This window comes from Sphingomonas sp. PAMC 26617 (genome assembly GCF_000242835.1).
Lineage (GTDB): Bacteria > Pseudomonadota > Alphaproteobacteria > Sphingomonadales > Sphingomonadaceae > Sphingomonas.
In genome coordinates this window covers 55288-73943 of record NZ_JH594425.1, presented here as the reverse complement: position 1 = coordinate 73943, position 18656 = coordinate 55288, and the positions used below count along the sequence as shown (strand labels likewise).

Annotated in this window: 19 protein-coding genes; 7 read left to right on the top strand and 12 right to left on the bottom strand. The window is 65.3% G+C overall.

All coding sequences use genetic code 11. The features are described from left to right. The 5 genes from RH91_RS00310 to RH91_RS00290 form a co-directional block, all read right to left on the bottom strand. Window positions 1–858, bottom strand: a complete 858-nt coding sequence (locus RH91_RS00310; protein ID WP_010160458.1) for a SurA N-terminal domain-containing protein — start codon at window positions 856–858, stop codon at window positions 1–3. 49 nt (window positions 859–907) lie between these two features. Next, window positions 908–1609 carry an exosortase-associated protein EpsI, V-type gene (gene epsI, locus RH91_RS00305; RefSeq protein WP_232283352.1) on the bottom strand — a complete coding sequence of 234 codons (702 nt, stop codon included), beginning with the start codon at window positions 1607–1609 and terminating at the stop codon, window positions 908–910. Beyond that, window positions 1606–2499: an exosortase V gene (gene xrtV, locus RH91_RS00300; RefSeq protein ID WP_010160456.1), complete on the bottom strand. Its 894-nt coding sequence runs from the start codon at window positions 2497–2499 to the stop codon at window positions 1606–1608. The genes epsI and xrtV overlap by 4 nt, the downstream gene beginning before the upstream one ends. A gap of 138 nt (window positions 2500–2637) precedes the next feature. Continuing rightward, window positions 2638–2877, bottom strand: a complete 240-nt coding sequence (locus RH91_RS00295) for an XrtV sorting system accessory protein (RefSeq protein WP_010160455.1) — start codon at window positions 2875–2877, stop codon at window positions 2638–2640. Between the two features lie 152 nt (window positions 2878–3029). Then, window positions 3030–4325, bottom strand: a complete 1296-nt coding sequence (locus RH91_RS00290; RefSeq protein ID WP_232283351.1) for a sugar transferase — start codon at window positions 4323–4325, stop codon at window positions 3030–3032. Between the two features lie 471 nt (window positions 4326–4796). Between RH91_RS00290 and RH91_RS00285 the strand changes: the two genes are divergently transcribed. Further along, window positions 4797–6098 (top strand): molybdopterin molybdotransferase MoeA, encoded by a 1302-nt coding sequence (locus tag RH91_RS00285; RefSeq protein ID WP_029623480.1) that lies wholly within the window; start codon window positions 4797–4799, stop codon window positions 6096–6098. 53 nt (window positions 6099–6151) lie between these two features. Here RH91_RS00285 and mobA read toward each other — a convergent pair whose 3' ends face one another. After that, entirely contained in the window at window positions 6152–6682 is a 531-nt protein-coding gene (gene mobA / locus RH91_RS00280; protein ID WP_010160452.1) for a molybdenum cofactor guanylyltransferase, read from the bottom strand. Next, a complete protein-coding gene (gene fdhD / locus RH91_RS00275) occupies window positions 6679–7503 on the bottom strand; it encodes a formate dehydrogenase accessory sulfurtransferase FdhD (RefSeq protein ID WP_010160451.1) in 825 nt (274 codons plus the stop codon). Before fdhD ends, mobA begins: the two co-directional genes overlap by 4 nt. A 136-nt stretch (window positions 7504–7639) precedes the next feature. Between fdhD and RH91_RS00270 the strand changes: the two genes are divergently transcribed. From RH91_RS00270 to RH91_RS00255, 4 genes are all read left to right on the top strand, one after another. Beyond that, window positions 7640–9988 (top strand): FdhF/YdeP family oxidoreductase, encoded by a 2349-nt coding sequence (locus RH91_RS00270; protein WP_010160450.1) that lies wholly within the window; start codon window positions 7640–7642, stop codon window positions 9986–9988. Between the two features lie 9 nt (window positions 9989–9997). After that, window positions 9998–10495: a DUF3833 family protein gene (locus RH91_RS00265; protein ID WP_010160449.1), complete on the top strand. Its 498-nt coding sequence runs from the start codon at window positions 9998–10000 to the stop codon at window positions 10493–10495. 430 nt (window positions 10496–10925) lie between these two features. Further along, complete coding sequence (locus RH91_RS00260; RefSeq protein WP_010160448.1) at window positions 10926–11840, top strand: hypothetical protein; 915 nt, start codon at window positions 10926–10928, stop codon at window positions 11838–11840. A 191-nt stretch (window positions 11841–12031) separates the two neighbouring features. Beyond that, window positions 12032–12439: a retropepsin-like aspartic protease family protein gene (locus RH91_RS00255; protein WP_232283350.1), complete on the top strand. Its 408-nt coding sequence runs from the start codon at window positions 12032–12034 to the stop codon at window positions 12437–12439. A 28-nt stretch (window positions 12440–12467) separates the two neighbouring features. Here RH91_RS00255 and RH91_RS23395 read toward each other — a convergent pair whose 3' ends face one another. Continuing rightward, window positions 12468–13151, bottom strand: a complete 684-nt coding sequence (locus tag RH91_RS23395) for a PEPxxWA-CTERM sorting domain-containing protein (protein WP_198283278.1) — start codon at window positions 13149–13151, stop codon at window positions 12468–12470. 220 nt (window positions 13152–13371) lie between these two features. Between RH91_RS23395 and RH91_RS00250 the strand changes: the two genes are divergently transcribed. Then, window positions 13372–13998 (top strand): hypothetical protein, encoded by a 627-nt coding sequence (locus RH91_RS00250; RefSeq protein WP_010160446.1) that lies wholly within the window; start codon window positions 13372–13374, stop codon window positions 13996–13998. 38 nt (window positions 13999–14036) lie between these two features. Here the strand turns inward: RH91_RS00250 and dinB are convergent, their stop codons facing one another. Both dinB and RH91_RS00240 read right to left on the bottom strand, forming a co-directional pair. Further along, a complete protein-coding gene (gene dinB / locus RH91_RS00245; RefSeq protein WP_010160445.1) occupies window positions 14037–15131 on the bottom strand; it encodes a DNA polymerase IV in 1095 nt (364 codons plus the stop codon). A gap of 243 nt (window positions 15132–15374) precedes the next feature. Continuing rightward, on the bottom strand, window positions 15375–16106 hold the full coding sequence (locus RH91_RS00240; protein WP_232283349.1) for a PAS domain-containing protein: 732 nt from the start codon (window positions 16104–16106) through the stop codon (window positions 15375–15377). Window positions 16107–16224: 118 nt separating this feature from the next. Between RH91_RS00240 and RH91_RS00235 the strand changes: the two genes are divergently transcribed. Then, window positions 16225–16440 (top strand): hypothetical protein, encoded by a 216-nt coding sequence (locus tag RH91_RS00235; protein WP_010160443.1) that lies wholly within the window; start codon window positions 16225–16227, stop codon window positions 16438–16440. A gap of 35 nt (window positions 16441–16475) precedes the next feature. Here RH91_RS00235 and RH91_RS00230 read toward each other — a convergent pair whose 3' ends face one another. After that, entirely contained in the window at window positions 16476–17849 is a 1374-nt protein-coding gene (locus RH91_RS00230; RefSeq protein ID WP_010160442.1) for a glutamate--cysteine ligase, read from the bottom strand. A gap of 54 nt (window positions 17850–17903) precedes the next feature. Then, window positions 17904–18644, bottom strand: a complete 741-nt coding sequence (locus RH91_RS00225; protein WP_010160440.1) for a 16S rRNA (uracil(1498)-N(3))-methyltransferase — start codon at window positions 18642–18644, stop codon at window positions 17904–17906. Window positions 18645–18656: the final 12 nt, after the last annotated feature.

Sequence of the window (18656 nt, the reverse complement as noted above, 5' to 3'; positions counted from 1 at the left end):
TCAGGGTGCGATTGCCGGCGGGGCAGCGGCCGGCGTCTTGGGCGGCGAGAAGCCGGGCTGGTAGGTGATCTTCGCCGCCGACCGTGCTGCCTGCAACTGCTTCTGCATCGTATCGCCAAGCGCCTGGCGGCGCAGCAGTTCGAGCGCGGCAGGGCGAGCCTGCGCCTCGGGGGTGGGGGCTGCCGTGCTCGACGTGATCACGCTGGCGATGAAACGGCCCTTGTCGGGCGTGATGAACGGTTCGCCGGCCGGAAGCGCTGCGATCTTGGCAGCGACCGGGGGGGGAAGCATCGCGGTGTCGAGCGTGTTGGTCCCGCGCGTGAACTGGACGCCGGCCGCCGACAGCGTTGCCGCGACCGCTTCGAGCGAGTGGGCGGGTTCGAGCTGGCGCAATACCGCCGTGTCATTCGGTTGCGAGAAAGTGATCTGATCGAGCGTGTAGCGCTTGCGGGCGCTGAACAGCGTTGGGTTGCTCGCGATGAACTTGTCGACCGCGCTCGCGTCGGGCAGCGATACGCCCTTCGCGGCCTTGGTCGTCAACAGGTTGATGATCAGCGCATCTTCACCGCGGCGAAGCTGCTCGATGTAGCTCGGCGACTTGTCGAGGCCTTCTGCCTTGGCCTTCTGCACCAGCAACTTGCGATCGACGATCTGCTGGACGACCTGCGCCATGATCGCCTTCTTGTCCGCGCTCGGCGGAATGTTGGCCCCCTGGAGTTCGGCATTCACTTCCTGCTGGGTGATTTCCTCGCCGTTGACCACGGCAACGACCTGACCGCCGACCTTCTTCTCGCAGCCTGCAGCCAGCAGGAGCAGGGCACTCGCGCCCGTCAGCAGCATCGTCTTCTTGATCGTCATTCTGGTACCCCTTGTTGAATGTAGGATGTCTGGTCGTTCGATGCGGGTGTCAGGCGGGGCCGACGAGCACCGACTTCATCTGCGCACCGACCGCGCTGAACATGGCGCTGGCGAAGCGATCCAGGCCGGGCCGGCCGTCTCCCTGCCCGAGTGTCGAGATCCGGACGAGAACCCCGTCGGGTATGATGCCCTTGAGATTCTCTTCCATCACCGCGAGCCGCTGTGCGGACCATTTGCGTGGAAAGAGATGGCCCAACCGGGTCCAGTAGATCATCTTCTCGCTGCGCAATTCGGTCTCGGCGACGATATAGCGCGACGGCACGTCGACGCCGGGTGCCAGCTTGACGTCGTGATCCTCGATATCGGTCAGCCGGAAGCCGCTCGCGGGATAGCAGACCTCCGGGCGATGGACCTGGATCGACCCGTCCTGCGTGCCCGCATAGGCGATCAGCAGCATCATCACGCTGCCGTCGGTATGGCGGTATACGCGCGTCAGCAACTCACTGTAAATCCGGTCGCGCAGCTGATCGGCGGGTGGCAGGACCAGCCCGCTATTGGCCTCGAAGCGCCAGCCGCCGAAGGCGTGCGGAACGAGCGTGTCGAGCTTTGCGGTGCCGAGCGTGCGAAGCACCGTCCGCGGGGTGAAGGCATAGGCCGCGCCGGCCGCCGCCAGCAGTGTCACGCCCGCAGCCACCTGTCGGCGGGAAACGGCAGTGGCGTGCGTCGACGTGTGTGGAATGGGCTTGGTCATGCGTCCTGTCCTGCCGGTGCCCAGCGTTGCCGGAGCGGCGTGAAGATCCAGTCGATCAGGAAGATCCCTAGCAAGGCCGTTATGAACATCGTCATGCCCGCGAGTTCGTGGAAGAAGCCCTGACCGGCCGCTTCCCCGAAATGATAGGTGATCAGCAGCAGCATCAAGACGCGCACCAGATTGGCGAGGATCGCGATCGGGACGATACAGCACACCAGCAGCAGCATGAACCGCCAGTTCGAGCTGTGCCGCAGATAGGTGTAGAACAGCCCCAGCGCGGTAAGGCTGATCAGCGAATTGAGGCCGGCGCAGGCGGCAGCCACCAGCATTTCATACTGGCCGATCTGGATCGTCACGCCCGATCCGGCGACCGGATACCCCAGCAGGTACAGGATATCGACCGACCATTCGGAGATCGCGATCTTGAGCGGTTGGGTCAGCGCGGCGAACAGCGAGTCCGGGGGCGGGAAGACGAACAGCAGGTACACCAGCGGGAACCAGATCGTCCGTACCGCGGCCCCGCCGCACAGGGCGTAGAACACGACGATCAGGCTCAGGTACATCGCGATCGATTCGATCTCGATGATCGAGGTGATCCGCGCGACCGCAAACACAATGGCGAGCGGCACGAGAAGAAGGAAGCTCAGCAGCGCGGAACCGGGCCGCGCCACCGCGGTGATCCGTTCCCGCTCGCGCACGATCAGCCAGATCCCCGTCGCCAGCACCAGCGGACCATGCGCGCCCTGTTCCGTCCCCCAACTCTCGCGGGCGACATCGAGCATCGTCGGAACGGTGAAGGCAAGCGCCGCCACGACCAGCAGAATTGTCGCCGGCGTCCAGGACCAGGTCCGCGTTTGCCGCACCTCGGGTGCGGATAGGGTAGTCAGCATCACACTTTGCCTTGGCGCGAGCGGTGGAAGAACGACGAAACGGGCCCGGACGGACCCGTCAGAATCGGAATCATTTCTATCGCACGAATCCCTCGTTGGGCCGGCAAGCCGAGACAGGCCGGGGGCGGTCTGGTGTCATCAGGTCCGCTGCAGGGGTTTGAGCACGAACCAGATATACACGACGATCGCGACGATCGCGATGATCGCCAGCGCGTGCTGATCGTGGTTGCCCAGATAATTCGCGACCGCGCAACCGATCGCCGGCGGCGCGTATTCGATCATTCGATCGCTCGGCGTCTCGGCGGTCGAGCGCTGCAGGAACAGGATGATCAACCCTGCGAAGATCGCCAGCGTAAGCCAGTCGTACGGCGTTTCCAAAGTTTTCCCTCCCAATCCCCGGGACATGAGAGCCGCGGAGAGGACGTCAGCAGATTTTGTCTAGTTACGACGCATGAGGTAAATAGCGTCATAACCGCGACGAATACATCGGTAATTTATCGTGCAAGCGAACGGTTGCGATACCGCAACGGCTAATAGGCCTTGTCATGAACGATGACCCGGAAGGTCGCGAGCATGATCGCGATATCGCGTCCGAGCGACCAGTCGTTGAGATATTCCAGATCCGCCTGCAGGCGCTTGACCAGATCGTCGCGCTCGCGCGTTTCACCGCGCAGGCCACGGACCTGCGCGAGCCCCGTAATCCCCGGCTTGAGCGCGTGGCGGTGCCAATAGCGTTGATCGACTTCCCAGAAGCGTTCGGCCCCGGCGAGCGACCCAAGCGCATGCGGCCGCGGCCCGACCAGACTCATTTCGCCGCGCAGTACGTTGAAGAGCTGGGGAAGTTCGTCGATGCTGACCGCGCGGATCAGTGCGCCGACTCGCGTCACGCGACGGTCTCCCCGCGTCGTCGATCGATTGCCGTCGGCGTCGCAATCCTCGACATGCATCGACCGAAACTTGAAGACGGAGAACAGACGGTTCGACCGGCCAAGCCGCTGCTGCCGGAACAGGATCGGCCCCTTGCTGTCGAGTTTGATCGCCAGCGCCACCGTCAGCAATAGCGGAGAAAGCGCGATGATCGCGGGGAGCGTCACGGCGAGATCCATCGCGCGCTTGACCGCGCGACTGCGCACGTCGAGCGGGCCCGACGCGACCTGCATCACGCTCTGCCCCTCATAGCGCATGATCCTGTTCGCGCCGGCCTCGTCGAATTCCGGGGCGAGCACGAAGCCCTGGACGTCGGTCCCCTTGAGCAGCAGCGACCAGGCCGCCCGATCCTCGATCGCGCAGCACACCAGAACGAAGTCGGCGCCGTGCACCGCGGTCCCGAGTCGGTCGAGCATGTTCGGGTCGCGCAAATTGGGTCGCAAGCCATAGGCCGCCGCATCGATCACGCGAACGTCGCCAAGCGGCGGGAGGTCGCAATTGTCGAGGATGATCAATTCGGTTCGCAAGACCGACCCAAGCGTGCGCTCGACCACGCTGTTGAAGGCATAGCGGCCAAGCCCGATCAGCACGAAGGCACAAGCCGCGCCGGTGCCGAACACCAGACGCGAGAACTCGAGCGTGGCGCGCGAGAAGAAGGCGACGAACAGGACCGCGGCCATCGCGAATGCAAGCGCCCCGAGCGCCTTGCCAAGGCCGCGCTTCCAGTTGAGCAGTGCCTGATAGCCGAATGCCTGACCATTGGACGCGACCAGCACGTAGATCGGCGAAATCAGCAAGGCGAGGCGCAGACCGTTGGCGCCAAACGTCGGTTCGGACCGCAACAGGCCGGCGGCGAGGAACGCGAGCAGAATCGCACTGACGTCGAAGACCGTCAGCAAGGCATAAAGCTGAAACCGACGGGTCTGCTTCGAAATGGGTTTCGCCCCGGCATGAAGGCGTTGGAATTCTGTTTCGCCGTCTGCTTTTTGCAGCATGTCTCTGGCAGACTCCGGTGCAAGTTAGGCGTGGATGGTTATCGGTTTTCCCGCAATTCGAATGGCTTCGCGGAAATTCCTCTACACCACGCGCAACCCTCTGGGCAGGCGGGCATGGGGACTAAGGGTTTGGGATATGGTATTCAACAGCGATATCGCGACCCTGCAGGTTGTTCATTCCAGCTTGTCCCTCGGGACCGATGATCGTTCACGCACGTACTAAACCGGGGACGACAGTCCCGCGATGATACGTATTGTAACCGATCGTCGTTCGTATTGCATGTGCGAATTCCCGGAAGGACCATCATACGGTCGTACGACGGCATCACCGCAGTGCGAACGATGCTTAATATCGCAATCCCGCCTTAACATGGGATGAAGTCATCCGATCCCATGACATCGCAAGGCTGCTCTGCGCTCGCCGCAGCGCAGGACGTTCGGTATAGCGCCGCGATGCCATCGTCCGACCGTCCCGATCCGCCTGGTGTCTCGCGGGCGCTTGAAACCCTTGCCTCGGCATCCGCCATGCTGCGTCGGACCGCGCCGCCGCTTGGGATCGAATGTGTCAGCCTGACACAGGCGGGGGGCAGAACGCTCGCCGAACCGGTGTACGCAAGGATCGACTCGCCCCGGCGGGACGCGGCCGCGATGGACGGTTTCGCCTTGGGGGAAGCGCTCGCGCCGGGTTCCGATCAGCGCTGGCGGCTGATCGTGCTGGACCGGGCGGGCGACTCGGCGCTCGCGGCAGGATGCGCGATCCGGATCACCACGGGCGCGCCGCTGCCGCGGGGGACGGTCCGGGTCCTGCCGATCGAAGACGCCCTCCAGACCGGGGATCACGTGGCGGTCGACCGCGCGCAAGGCGCGCGCCTGCATGTCCGGCGGTCCGGGTCGGACTTTCTGCAGGGAGCGATGGTTCTGGCCGCGGGACGCAGGATCGACCCGCGCGCGCTCGTCGCGATTGCGGCGGCGGATGTCGGACGGGTTTCGGTGCTGCGCGCGCCGCGCGTTGCGATCGTGGTCCTCGGCAGTCGACAGGTCGAACCCGGGACTGCGGCGGCGGCGGATGCGGCGGTGCCCGAAAGCCTGGGCGAGGCGCTTTTGCTGTTCGCGTCCGTCTGGGGCGGAATGCCGGTCCGATCGATCCGCGTCGGGGACGATACGGCGGCCCTCGTCGGCGCCGTCGACGCCCTTCGGGATGTCGCGGACGTCATCGTGCTGGTTGGCGGGGCGGCGCATGGTGCGCGCGCGGCAACCCGTCAGGCGCTTTCACCGCTCGGGCTCGTGCCTGGCTTTGACGGTTTGGCGGTCCGGCCGGGGCGACCGACGTGGTACGGGACCATCGGTGCGATGCAGGTGCTTGCCTTGCCCGGCAATCCCACGGCTGCGATGACGCTTGCCCGGCTTCTGCTCGCGCCGCTTCTGGTCTCGCTTGGCGGGGGCGACGCGGATACCGCGCTGGCATGGGCAGACCTGCCGCTGGCGGGACCGGCCGCCGCGACCGGCAATCGCGACTCCTTCCTCTGTGCAATGGCGGAGGGCGACACCGTGCGCCTGCTCGATCGCACGGTCGTCTCGGGGCAGGTGATGCTGGCCGCGGCGGATCGGCTTGTGGCCCGACCCGCCCACGGGCCCGCGCTCGCCGCCGGAACGCTCGTGCCGACATTGCGCTTCTGATGCGCACTAGGGTCGTCGAACGCTGAAGCGGCCTTCGGGACCGTCCGGCTGAATTATCCGCGGTTCAACGTTGCCAGATCGGCCACGAAATTGACGTTCGGGATCGGTTCGGGAAGTTCCAGCGCGCGCGCTTCGATCGTTCGCGCCCAGCCGCGCATCGACCGGTCCGGGCTGTGCTCAAGCCAGGCGCTCAGTCCGGCCGCCGCCGACGCGGGCCATAACCCGATCACCGGGCATCCGCGCACGAACGCAGGGGCGCCGATCGCGCGGAGCTGGTCGTACAACGAATCCGGCAGGACCGGCGTATCGCCGGGGATCGAAAAGACCGCGTCATGTCCGTGTTCGACGGCAAAGCGCAGCGCCGCCGCCAGCCCCCCGAGCGGTCCCAGCCCGGGGGTAGGCCAGTCTGCGACGGATGCGGTCCCGGGCACGTCGCGTCCGCACAGGACGACCGCTTCGGTCCGGGACCGCACCCACGCAAGCGCATGGTCGAGCAGGGACTGGTCGCCGAGCCGCGCGGCGAGCTTGTCGCTCCCGAACCGCCGCGATTCGCCCCCCGCGAGAACCGCGCCGAGCACCGTCACGCGATCAGACCTGGCGCGGAGGCCGGGCAAAGCTGCAACGTCAGCGTGTCGGAGCGCACCAGCGTCGCCAGCGTCAGCCCGGCATCCGCCGCGCGATCGAGCGCGAGCGAGGTCGGGGCGGAGATCGTCGCGAGCAGGGGGCAACCGGCACGCACCGCCTTGTCGACAAGCTCGAAAGAACAGCGCGAACTGAGCAGCGCGAACCCGCCGTCCCAGCCGCGCCCGTCGCGTGCCATCGCGCCGATCAGCTTGTCGAAGGCGTTATGCCGCCCGACATCCTCGCGAACCAGCAGGATCGCGCCGTCGGCGTCCACCAGCGCCGCCGCATGCACTGCGCCGGTCGCACGATTGAGCGGCTGGTGATCGCGTAACGCACTCGCGGCCGCAAACACCGCAGCGGCGTCGGCGCGGCTTTGCGCAGTGACGGCGGGCAGGGGCAGCAACGCGCGGTCTAAGCTGTCGCGTCCGCACAGGCCACAGGCGGAATCGGTGGTGCGCGGGCGCATCCGTTCCAGCACCGCGACCGGATCCGGATGCCGTCGGTCGGCACGAACGATCACGCCGACGTCGACGGTCGCGACATCGATGCTCGCCAGGTCGTGGGCGGATGCGATCTCGTTCTCCGCGAGCAGCAGGCCGACAACGAAATCTTCGAGATCATGCGGAGTCGCCATCATCACCGCGAAACCGACACCGTCGAGTTCGATCGCGACGGCGACTTCCTGCGCGATCGGGCGCGGCGATCCCAGTCGAACACCGTCGGTCGAGATCGTTTCGAGCGCAGGGCGGATCGGGTCGCTAGCGGGGGCAGGGAAAGGCATCGTTCCGCCTAACGCACGGAGACAGGCGGTGGAAGCATCGTTAATCGTGCCCGCTGGCGCATCGGGTTGGAACCTAGCGCCGCGCCGCACGCTTCGACAGAAGCTCCGGACGTTGACGCGCGAGATGGGATTGAAAATGCCGAACGAAGACCACACGCAAGCGCCCGCTGACCTTTCCAAACTCCCCGATGACCTGCCGCATTCGCCGGGTCCGGCGGGAGGCTGGGGATCGATGCGCGGGATCGCCAGCATCTTCGGCGAGACGTGGTCCAGCCCGGCGTCGCTCGCCAGCCTCGGCAAGATGAACAAGCCGAAGGGCGTGATGTGCGCGTCGTGCGCATGGCCCAAGCCGGTCAACTATTCCGCGTTCGAATTCTGCGAGAATGGCGCGAAAGCGACGCTGTGGGAATCGACCAGCGCGCGCTGCACCCCGGCGTTCTGGGCGAAGGACGGCCACAGCGTCACCGAACTGCGGCAGTGGCGCGACCATGATCTCGAAAAGACCGGCCGTTTGACGCACCCGTTGCGCTTCGATGCCGCCACCGATCGCTATGTCGAAACGACGTGGGACGAAGCCTTTGCCGGGATCGCCGGCGCACTCAAGCCGCTCGATCCGGACAGTGCGGTGTTCTACGCTTCGGGGCATGCCGGCCTCGAGGCGTCGTATCTCTACGCGTTGCTGGCGCGCGTGTATGGCACCAACAACCTGCCGCAGAGTTCGAACATGTGTCACGAGACGACGTCGGTCGGCCTGACGAAAGTCATCGGGTCGCCGGTCGGGACGATCGTGTGGGACGATCTCGCCGAGGCGGACGCCTTCTTCTTCTTCGGGCAGAATCCGGGCACCAACAGCCCGCGCTTCCTCCATCCGCTCAAGGACGCGAAGGATCGTGGCGCCAAGATCGTCACCTTCAACCCCGTCATCGAGCAGGGTCTGGTCTCGTTCGTCGATCCGCAAAGCCCGGTGGCGATGCTGACCGGCAAGGAAACCAAGATTTCCGACCAGTATCACCAGCTCAAGGCGGGCGGCGACATCGCCGCGATGCTGGGCATGTGCAAGGTGGTGGTCGAGGCGGATGACGCCGCCAAGGCGGCGGGCAAGGCCGAGGTGATCGACCATGCGTTCATCGCACAGCATACCATCGGGTTCGATGAATTCCTGCAGAAGTGCCGCGATGTCACCTGGGCGGAGATCGTGCAGGAAAGCGGCCTGACCGAGCAGGCGCTGCGCGAGGCGGGCAACGTCTATATCGCCGCGGAGAAGGTGATCGGTGTCTACGGCATGGGGCTGACCCAGCATGCGCATGGGTCGGTCAATGTCGCGATGCTGGTCAACCTGCTGATGCTGCGCGGAAACATCGGGCGTTCCGGCGCAGGCTGCTGCCCGGTTCGCGGGCATAGCAACGTGCAGGGGCAGCGCACCGTCGGCATCGCGGAGAAGATCCATCTGATCCCGGTCGACAAGATCAAGATGTTGTTCGATTTCGATCCTCCGGCGAAGGACGGCATGAACATCGTCGAGGCAGCCGAGGGTCTGTTCGCCGGCAAGGTGCGCGCCTTCATCTCGCTGGGCGGCAACCTGTTGCGCGCGGTTCCCGATCAGGAACGGATGGAGCAGGCGTGGGCCGCGCAGGACCTAACCGTGATGGTCTCGACGAAGCTCAACCGCAGTCACCTGTTCCCGGGCAAGCTTGCCTATATTCTCCCGTGCCTCGGGCGGTTCGAGGAGGACGAGCAGGCGGGCGGGCCACAGACGATCACGTCCGAAGACAGTTTCTCGATGATCAACGCATCGATCGGCTATCGCACCCCCGTTTCGGATCAGGTGATGAGCGAACTCGCGATCGTAACCGGGATCGCCAAGGCGACGCTTCCGCCGAGCGCGCATCTGAAGTGGGATGCTTGGACCGCGGACTACGGGCTAGTGCGCGACCTGATCGAGCGGACCTATCCCGATGCGTTCCGCGATTATAACAAGCGGATGTATCAGGCGGGCGGGTTCTGGCGGGGCAATGCGGCGCACGAGCGGATCTGGAAGACGGAGTCGGGCAAGGCGGTCTTCACGACGCCGGGCGAGCTGACGTCGATCGGGTTCCAGGACGCACCGGGCCGCTTCCGCCTAATCACGATGCGGTCGAACGACCAGTTCAACACGACGATCTACGGCTATTCCGATCGTTTCCGCGGGATCGAGGGAACGCGGGAGGTGCTGCTGATGAACCCGGACGACATCGCCGAGGCAGGTCTCCAGGACGGCCAGAAGATCCGGCTCATCACCGATGTCGACGACGGCCATGATCGCCAGCTCGGCGGGCTGACGTTGACGGCGTACAAGCTGCCACGCGGGACGATCGCGGGCTATTACCCCGAATGCAACGTGCTGGTGCCGGTCGCGCATCACGACGAATTGTCGAAGACGCCCGCGAGCAAGTCGGTTCCCGTGCGGATCGTCGCGGATACTGTCGCGACGGCGACTTCCGCTTAGGACGGAGCAGTGAACGGCGCGCTTCTAATCGTCCTGACGCTGTCGAGCGTTTCGGCCCCCAATATAGGGCGAGGGACGAGCGCGGCGCCGTTCTCGCCGCTGGCGTTCTTCTCCGGTGACACCGTCGGGGACGGCAATTTTCGCCGCATCGCCGCGCGCCACCGCGCGGTTCATGTCCGCGGCCGAGGCACCGTGCGTGGCGGGGATACGATCCTGCTCGAGCAGCGGGTCGAGGTTGCGGGCAAACCGCCGACCGACCGGCGGTGGACGCTGCACGCGCTTGGCGACGGTAGATACACGGGGGTGCTGAGCGAGGCCGTCGGCCCGGTGTCGGGCGAAGTGCAGGGCGCGGTGTTCAGGATCTCCTTCCACGCCAAGGGCGGTTTCAAAATCCAGCAGACGATGCGACTGCAGCCCGACGGCCGTACGGTGCTGAACCACCTCGTCGTTCGCAAGTTCGGGATCCGTGTCGCAGTGCTCGACGAGACGATCCGCAAGCTTTCCTGACGCCGCGGTCGATCAGGAATGGCAGAGCAACGCTGCGTCATTCGATACTTCGGATGAGCGGCGTCCAGCCTCCGCGTCCGGTCAACGTCCCGGCCGGTGCGGTTCGTCGTTGTTATTGAACGACAATTTTCCAGCGTTCGCCTGCCGGAGGTTTTTCAGTACACCCGTCGAGGCAGTCCCGGCCGCGATTACGATACCGCAGCGACGCGATCTTTACCGATTCTCTGGTACGGATGTGGTCAGCCGAAGTCGCGTTTTGCCCCAACACCATTCTCCCGAACCGTAAGATGTTCAGAACTCTGAGAGAAAATGCCGGGTCCATCGGACGCAAGGGGGCTGCGCGAATTGCGTTAATCCGTTTTGACACCCCCGTTTGCCGCTTTATGAACTGGAAATTAAGAGTTTTGTTGTGACATGAGTAGGAAGTCGAATGCGCGTACGGTTTCGTTCGGTGCGCCAGCACCCGTCGCAGGTGCTTCTGCCGCTCTGGATCGTCCTCGTCGTCGCGTTCTTCACATGGCAGGCTGGGACATATCGGGGGCTGATCGCGCTGCTGGCTGAATGGCAGTTCAATGAATTCGGTGTCTATCACCCGCTGTTGACGTTCCTGCTGTTCGTCCTGGTCCTGGCACCCCTGCCATTCCTGTTTACGCGCCGCCACCGCAAGTCACCGGCGGCATCCTCCGCCGCGGTCCCCGCCAGCGACGTTGTTCCGGTCCGCAGCGACCTGTCCCGCGCCATCGGGGAGGCGACCCGATTTCTCAACGTCCTGCTGGTGGCTGCGGTGGGGTGCCTTGCTGCAGCGTTGCTGGCGTGCGGGATGATCCTGATGCTGCCGACCGCCGCGGGGCCAATCCAGCGGATCTCCGCAAGCGCGACTCTTCCCGAGACGCCGTCGCAAGGACTGACCGAGCTCCGCGGCGCGATCCTCTACACCCGGACTTCGGCGTTCGACGAGGATCTCTGGTTGACGCGGCGTAACATCCGCTTCGCACCGATGGTTGATGCCGGCGCGGACCCGTCGGCAGTCCGCTACTTCATCGAGCTGTCGCCCACCGACGGGTCACAACGGGCGGAAACGATCAGCCCGCGCCAGGGCATCCTGGTCAAGGATGCGCTGCCGGGAGAGCTGTTCCGACTGTATCGCTACGCGGGCTTTCGCGTCACGCCGACGCATTACGTCCTGTTCCGATCGGCCGCGACGATGCGCTGGCCGTATTGGGTCTGGGCGTCCGAATTCGCGGTGGGGGCTTTCCTGATTGCGCTAGGGGCGCTGGTGCAATGGTTTCGCCGTCGTCGGCTCATCGCGCGCGACGGGCGACCGGTCGCGGAAGCAGACGCTTGATTGGACGTTAACTACTTAAGGGTACGCGATCTTTATGCCGTGACCCGCAGGGTTGCGGCATGTTCGCGGTCAAGCTCCTCCTGGCGACCCCCGGCCTAGTCGGAATGGCGGCTTTTGCCGGCCTTTCGCTCAGCGCGCACGTACCGGCGGCGCGATCGATAGCGGCGATCCCGGCCCCCGCGGCCTCCCGCATGGTCACCGTTCCAGCGGCCCCGGATCTAGCCGAGGGCGCGCTCGCCGACCCGCAAAGCCGGTTCCGGCGCGCCGCTGACGGGCTGTTCTACGTTACGGCGCGCGTAAATAGTGTCAGGGTCAGATTCCTGATCGATACCGGGGCAACGATGGTCGTGCTGACGAAGGCGGACGCGGCGCGGGTCGGGGCAGCGCGGCATGGCGGTGCGGTGATGATGGAAACGGCCTCGGGGCCCTCGGCGATCGATCGCGTCAGGCTGAACCATGTCGCGATTGCAGGGCATCACGTCGTCGAAGTCGATGCCGCGGTCGTCCGCCAGGGCCTGAAGGTGTCGTTGCTTGGTCAGGACCTGCTGTCGCGCCTTGGCCCGGTCACGATCTCCGGGGATTCCCTCGAACTGAAGTGAACGGTGTCTGCGGTCGCAGCACGCGTGGTCAGGCGAGGTGGGTTGCACCCCGTCGACGCTGACGAAGCGCTAGCCCGATCAGCATGAACCCACCCACCAGCATGGCCCAGGTCGATGGTTCCGGCACAGCCGACACGGGTGTTGGCGTAGTAGTTCCAGGCGTGCCTGGGGTACCTGGCGTTCCCGGCGTGGACGGCGTTCCGGCATTGCCCGGCGTCGTCCCGCCAAAGCCCGAACCAGCGACCGGCTGCGAGATGAATGGCGCGAATGGCTGGCCGCCACCAGCCGGGCCTGATCCGACACCAGCATCGACTGCCGCGTCGCGACCGGCGGGCGTGAAGGCGTTGTCCGCGAGCGCAACCGGCGGAATGGCACCGCTTGCGCCCTGTGGTCCGACGGGACCGCCGTTCGGTACACCTGCGCCAACCGGACCAGGACGACCAACGCCCGGGATGCCTCGCGATCGCACTCCCGCGGGGCGACGCGGACCGGCCAGGCCGGAAAGGAAACTTGGAGGTCGTGGCCCTGTGCCGTCAGCGTCGACGGTTGCCGTAAACGCTTTTGCGCCCGGCAGACCGCCATCGACGATGAAGACTGCGCGTGTATTTTGCGGCGCCAGTGCTGCCAGCAGGAGGGTCGCGCCAAGCGAACCAACGATCAGCGAGCGGGCCTTGTTTTCACCGCTTTTGAAATCGAATGTCTCAGTAGCCATGACTGGCTGATATGCCGTCGGCATGAAAATAGCGATACATTTGAACGGGTGGAATCCCCCGACGGGACCGGCTACGACCTATTCATGAGGACCGGCGCGCAAAGTCGCCGCACTTCCCACTCGGGGGTGTGGGTCGTGTAAACAGGGGGAGTGATACCAATGCGGCGACGGAACCATGGGTGAACGCCAGCACCGGCCATCCCGGTCGATCCCTCGGGTCGTGGTGACGCTGGCAACGCTGTCGGTTTCCGCCTGCGCCGCAGCGCCGAAGCCGCCGTTCGATGACTCGCAAAAGCTCGTGCGCGCGACGCTCAAGGTGCTGACCAACGACGGCAACGCGATCTGCGTCGACAATCGTACCAACGGCAGGCCGCTGGCGATCTTTGCGACGATGGCAGTCGCACCCGCACCCTCGCGGCGTCCGCTGGCGTGGCACGTCGTTGCGCCGCTACGCTCGAAGGAAGCGCTGACGACGCAGCAACTCTATCAGGACACGATCGTCAATCGACCGTCGCATATCCCCGACCCCGGGAACACGACCGCCTCGCTCGGCTTCCTGGAGCAGCAACGGTTGAACAACGCCGCGATGGTCTTATCGCGAACCGGCCAGACCAAGATCGTCGATTTCGTCGGCGGGTTTGGCGTCGCGGGTGTCGACGCGCGGTGGTGGCCGTTCGTCCGCCTGTCGCGGAAGTGCAATTACAAATATGTCGTATCCGATCCGGTGTGGTCGGACACGACCGCCTTCGTCACGGTGAACATCGAGCATTGGGGAACGACCTATGCGTTCCAGCGCCGCAACGATGATTGGATCGCGATCGGCCAGTGGAGCAACTGGCTGTTCTAAGCGGGAAGCGGTGACGGTCCTTGGAATCCCGTCTCCTGCTAGTCCGTTTCGAACAACGGCAATGCAGCAGCCCCGTCGCCCAGCGTATCGAACGTCGACACCGTAACCCCGACCAGCCGAATTCCCTTGGTCGGGGGCAGGACCGACCGGATTAACTCGGCACTCGCCGCGCTCAGCTTCGCGGCGGTGTCGATCGGCCCCGGATAGGTTCGGCTGCGGGTGATCTGCTGGAAATCATTGTATTTGACCTTGACCGTCACGGTCCGGCCATACGCCTCCGCCTTGGCGCACCATGCCCAGACATCGTCCGCCATCTGTTGTACCCCCGTTGCGATTTCCACGGGGTCGAGCAGGTCGCGATTGAACGTGGTTTCCGATCCCGAGGACTTGCGGATCCGGTCGGGGTCGACCGGACGGTGATCCTCGCCCCGGGCGATCGCGTGATACCAGTCCGCCGCGTTGCCGAAATTGGCGCGCAGGAAATCGATCGACTTCGCGCGCAGGTCGGCGCCGGTCGTGATGCCGAGGCGGTGCATCTTTTTCGCGGTGACCGGCCCGACGCCGTGGAAGCGCGACACCGGGAGTGTCTCGACCCAGGCCGCCCCCATGTCCGGGGTGACCGCGAACTGGCCGTTGGGTTTCCGCTGGTCCGAGGCGAGCTTGGCGAGGAACTTGTTGTACGAGATCCCTGCCGAAGCCGTCAGCCCGGTTTCTTCGAGGATCCGCGCACGGATCGCCTTTGCGGTCGCCCAGGCGGTCGGGAGGTCCTGCAGGTTCGCCGTCACGTCGAGATATGCCTCGTCGAGCGACAGCGGCTGGACGAGCGGGGTATAGTCCCGGAAGATCGCCTGGATCTGACGGGAGACCGCCTTGTAGACATCGAAACGTGGCGGGACGAACACCAGATCGGGGCAGCGGCGCAAAGCGGTAACCGAGGGCAGGGCGGAGCGAACGCCGAACACCCGCGCCTCGTAGCTTGCCGCCGCCACCACGCCGCGCGCAGCGGCATGCCCGACCGCGATCGGCTTGCCGCGCAGCGCCGGATCATCGCGCTGCTCGACCGAGGCGAAGAAGGCGTCCATGTCGACGTGAATGATCTTCCGGATGGTCGACGGCTTATCCAGCTTACTCATCAGGGGTTTGGCACTTCGCACCGCTGACCCCGCCACGCCCGGATCGACGGGGTTTCAGACACGAAAGATAGCTGGCGATTGCCCCGAACACCAGCGAAGAGTGAGAACATGGGGTGAACGGAAAGGCGCGTTCGGTGCGCCAGAATGCCGGTTTTGCTTGAAAAAGGGGAGACTGATCGTGTCTGCTGCAATCCCGTGCGGGCAGTCACGCCCCGCCTGAAAACGTCGGTCGCCGGGGTCGGCTCAAGGACCAGGCGAAACCGCGTCTGCTTCTGCAATGCTACCCGGCACCCCGCCATAAGACGACAAATACCGCGTCAGTTCGTGCTGGAGCGCGATCGAACTGCGGATCGCCGAATCCGCGAGCCCGCGTCCGGCATGTTCGATCTCGAGATCGCCACGCGCCACCATTTCCACCACAGTCAGCGCGCCGCCCGCGGGATCGAGCCCGACTTCGCGGCAAAGATCCGCAATCGTCAGCCGCGGGCCGGTGCATTCCAGCTTGTAGCAGGCGAGTGCGATATCCCATTTGTGCCCGGCGAACCGATCCTCGCCAAAGGCCAGCGCACGGCCACGCCGCGCGCGGAGCATCCGCGTCACGGTCGCGAAATTGCTTTCCAGCGCAGTGACGGGTGTCAGGTCGGCAAGCGGCATGACCGTCGCGACAAGTCGTCGCGGGCCAATGCCGTCGGTGATGACCGATGCATGGTTCTGAACGCGCATCAATTTGCCGTCCGGGCGCATGTAGCTCTTGCTGATCGTGAGCGGGATCCCGGTGTCGCACAACTGCGCGATGACCGCGACATGCTCCGCCTGTTCGACCGGATTGGTGAATTGCACCGCGCCTTCACCGATCAAGGCGCCCCGCTCGCGCCCGAGAATTTCGCAATAGGCGTCGTCCACCGCCAGATACGTACCGGCAAGGTCGGTCAGGACATGCGCGATCGGGCGCGCCGGATGAACGAAATCGTGCAAAATCGCCGCTCGCATAAACCTAAGGTGCAGAATCAATGCCATATTAGAGTGATATGCGCTATGGAACACCGTCGAACCGGCGCGTATCCGGCAGTGCAGACCTCTCTGGGAGCGTTGCATGATGACGACCGTCCTGTCCGAGACTGACGACAAGATCGCAGCGATGGCGAAGGTGATGGTCGATACCTTTGGCGCACGCGCGGTTGCCGTCGCGCAGGCGCAGGCGAAAGCCGCCGCTACCGACCAGCCTCCGGTCGCGGAGACATGGCGACGGATCGGCGTTTTGATCGAACAAAGCGTCGCGCAGGCGAAGGGCGGCGGGCCGAGCGCCTGACCGCCCCGAAGCGCCGCGTGCGCGTTGCGGTCAGGCTAGAAGCGCAGTTCGTCGTAAACCTTCGACACATCGCCACCCCAGACGCCGTGATATTTTTCCAGCAGAACCTCGGCAGGCACCTTTCCGCTGCGGACGACTTCGCGGAGCGGGTCGAGGAAACCGGTTTCGTTGCTCCCGCCCGCGTCGAGGCGCGCGCGCGCGACGAGGCCCGCATGGGCGATGTCGAGCACTTCGCCGGCAATGGCGCGCAGCGTACGCCCTCCGGCAATCGGCGCATCGAGCCCGAGCTTCGGCACCGAATCGCGCAATGCCTGACGTTCCTCGATCGTCCAGTGCTTGACGAGGTCCCACGCCGCATCGAGCGCCTGATTGTCGTAGAGCAACCCGACCCACAGCGCGGGCAACGCGCAGATTCGTCCCCACGGACCACCATCGGCACCGCGCATCTCGAGGAACGTCTTGAGCCGCACCTCGGGGAAGGCGGTCGAGAGATGGTCGTTCCAGTCGTCGAGCGTCGGCTTCTCGCCGGGCAGCACCGACAGGTCGCCCTTGAGGAAGTCGCGGAACGACAGCCCCGCCGCGTCGATATACCGACCTTCGCGATAGACGAAATACATCGGCACATCGAGCGCATACTCGGTGTAGCGGTCGTAGCCGAACCCGTCCTCGAAGACGAACGGCAGCATGCCCGTCCGCGCCGGGTCGGTGTCGGACCAGATATGGCTGCGATACGACAGCATGCCGTTCGGCTTGCCCTCGGTGAACGGCGAATTGGCGAACAACGCCGTCGCGAGCGGCTGCAGCGCGAGCCCGACGCGGAACTTCTGCACCATGTCGGCTTCCGATTGGTAATCGAGGTTCACCTGGATCGTGCAGGTGCGCAGCATCATGTCGAGGCCCATCGTGCCCACGCGCGGCATGTGCCGCAGCATGATCGCATAGCGCCCCTTGGGCATGATCGGCAGTTCGGCGCGGGTCTTGTCGGGCCACATGCCGAGGCCGAGGAAACCGATCCCGAACTTCTCGCCGATTGCCTTGACCTGTTCCAGATGCCGGCCGGTCTCGGCGCAGGTCTGGTGCAGGTTTTCGAGCGGGGCGCCCGACAGTTCGAACTGGCCGGCGGGTTCGAGGCTGATCGAACCGTCGCTCCCGGTCATCGCGATGACGTTGCCATTCTCTTCCACCGGCTGCCAGCCATAAGCAGTCAGCGCGTCGAGCAGGTCTCGAATGCCGCCCTTTTCGGTGTAGCTCGGCGCGTGATGGTCGCTGTCGGCATAGACGAACTTCTCATGCTCGGTGCCGATCCGCCAGCGCTCGGGGGGCTTTTCGCCACTGGCGAAACTGGCGACGAGCTGGTCGCGCGACTCGATCAGGGGCGAGGTCTTGATGGTGTCGGAGCGGGTCGTCATCGTCGCGCCTTAGCGCCGCGATGCGTCGCCCGCCAGCGGGTTTCGATCCGCTACCTACCAATCGCCGCGCGCGGCCATCCACAGCGCGGTCGCCGCCGCCGCGGCGGTGTCCGCGCGGAGGATGCGCGGGCCCAGCGTGATCGCCGTTGCGCCCGGCACGGCGCGGATCGCGTCGCGTTCGGCATCATCGAATCCGCCTTCTGGACCGATCAGGATTGCAGCGCATGGCGGCCCGTCGCGCATCGCGGCGGCGGCGGGGGTACCGCCCGTTTCGTCCGCGAAATACAGCGCGCGTCCGGCAGGCCAATCCCGCAGCAGGGCGGTGAGCTTCACCGGTTCGGCAAGCTCGGGAACCGCGGTCCGGCCGCATTGTTCGGCCGCTTCGATCATGTGCGCGCGAAGCCGCTCGCCGTTCAGCCGGTCGACGATCGTCCGGCGCGTGAGGACAGGCACGAGGCGCGCAACCCCGAGCTCGCACGCCTTTTCCGCGACCCAGTCGATCCGGCCCTTCTTGATCGGCGCGGCGCACAGCCACAGGTCGGGGACATGCTCGCGCGTGCGCAACTGGTCAGTAACGTCGAGCATCAGGTCGCGCTTGCCGACGCTCGCAGCGACGCCGAGCCATTCGCCCGACTCGCCATCGAACAGCTTGACCGGGTCCCCCGGTTTCATCCGCATCACGGTCGCAAGATAATGCGCCTGCGCGCCCTCGACGCGCAGCGGGCCGCGCGCGAGGCGATGCTCGACGAACAGGCGCGGGGTGGATTGCGGGGGCCATGCGGGGGTTGCGGGCATGGCGCCTCCTAG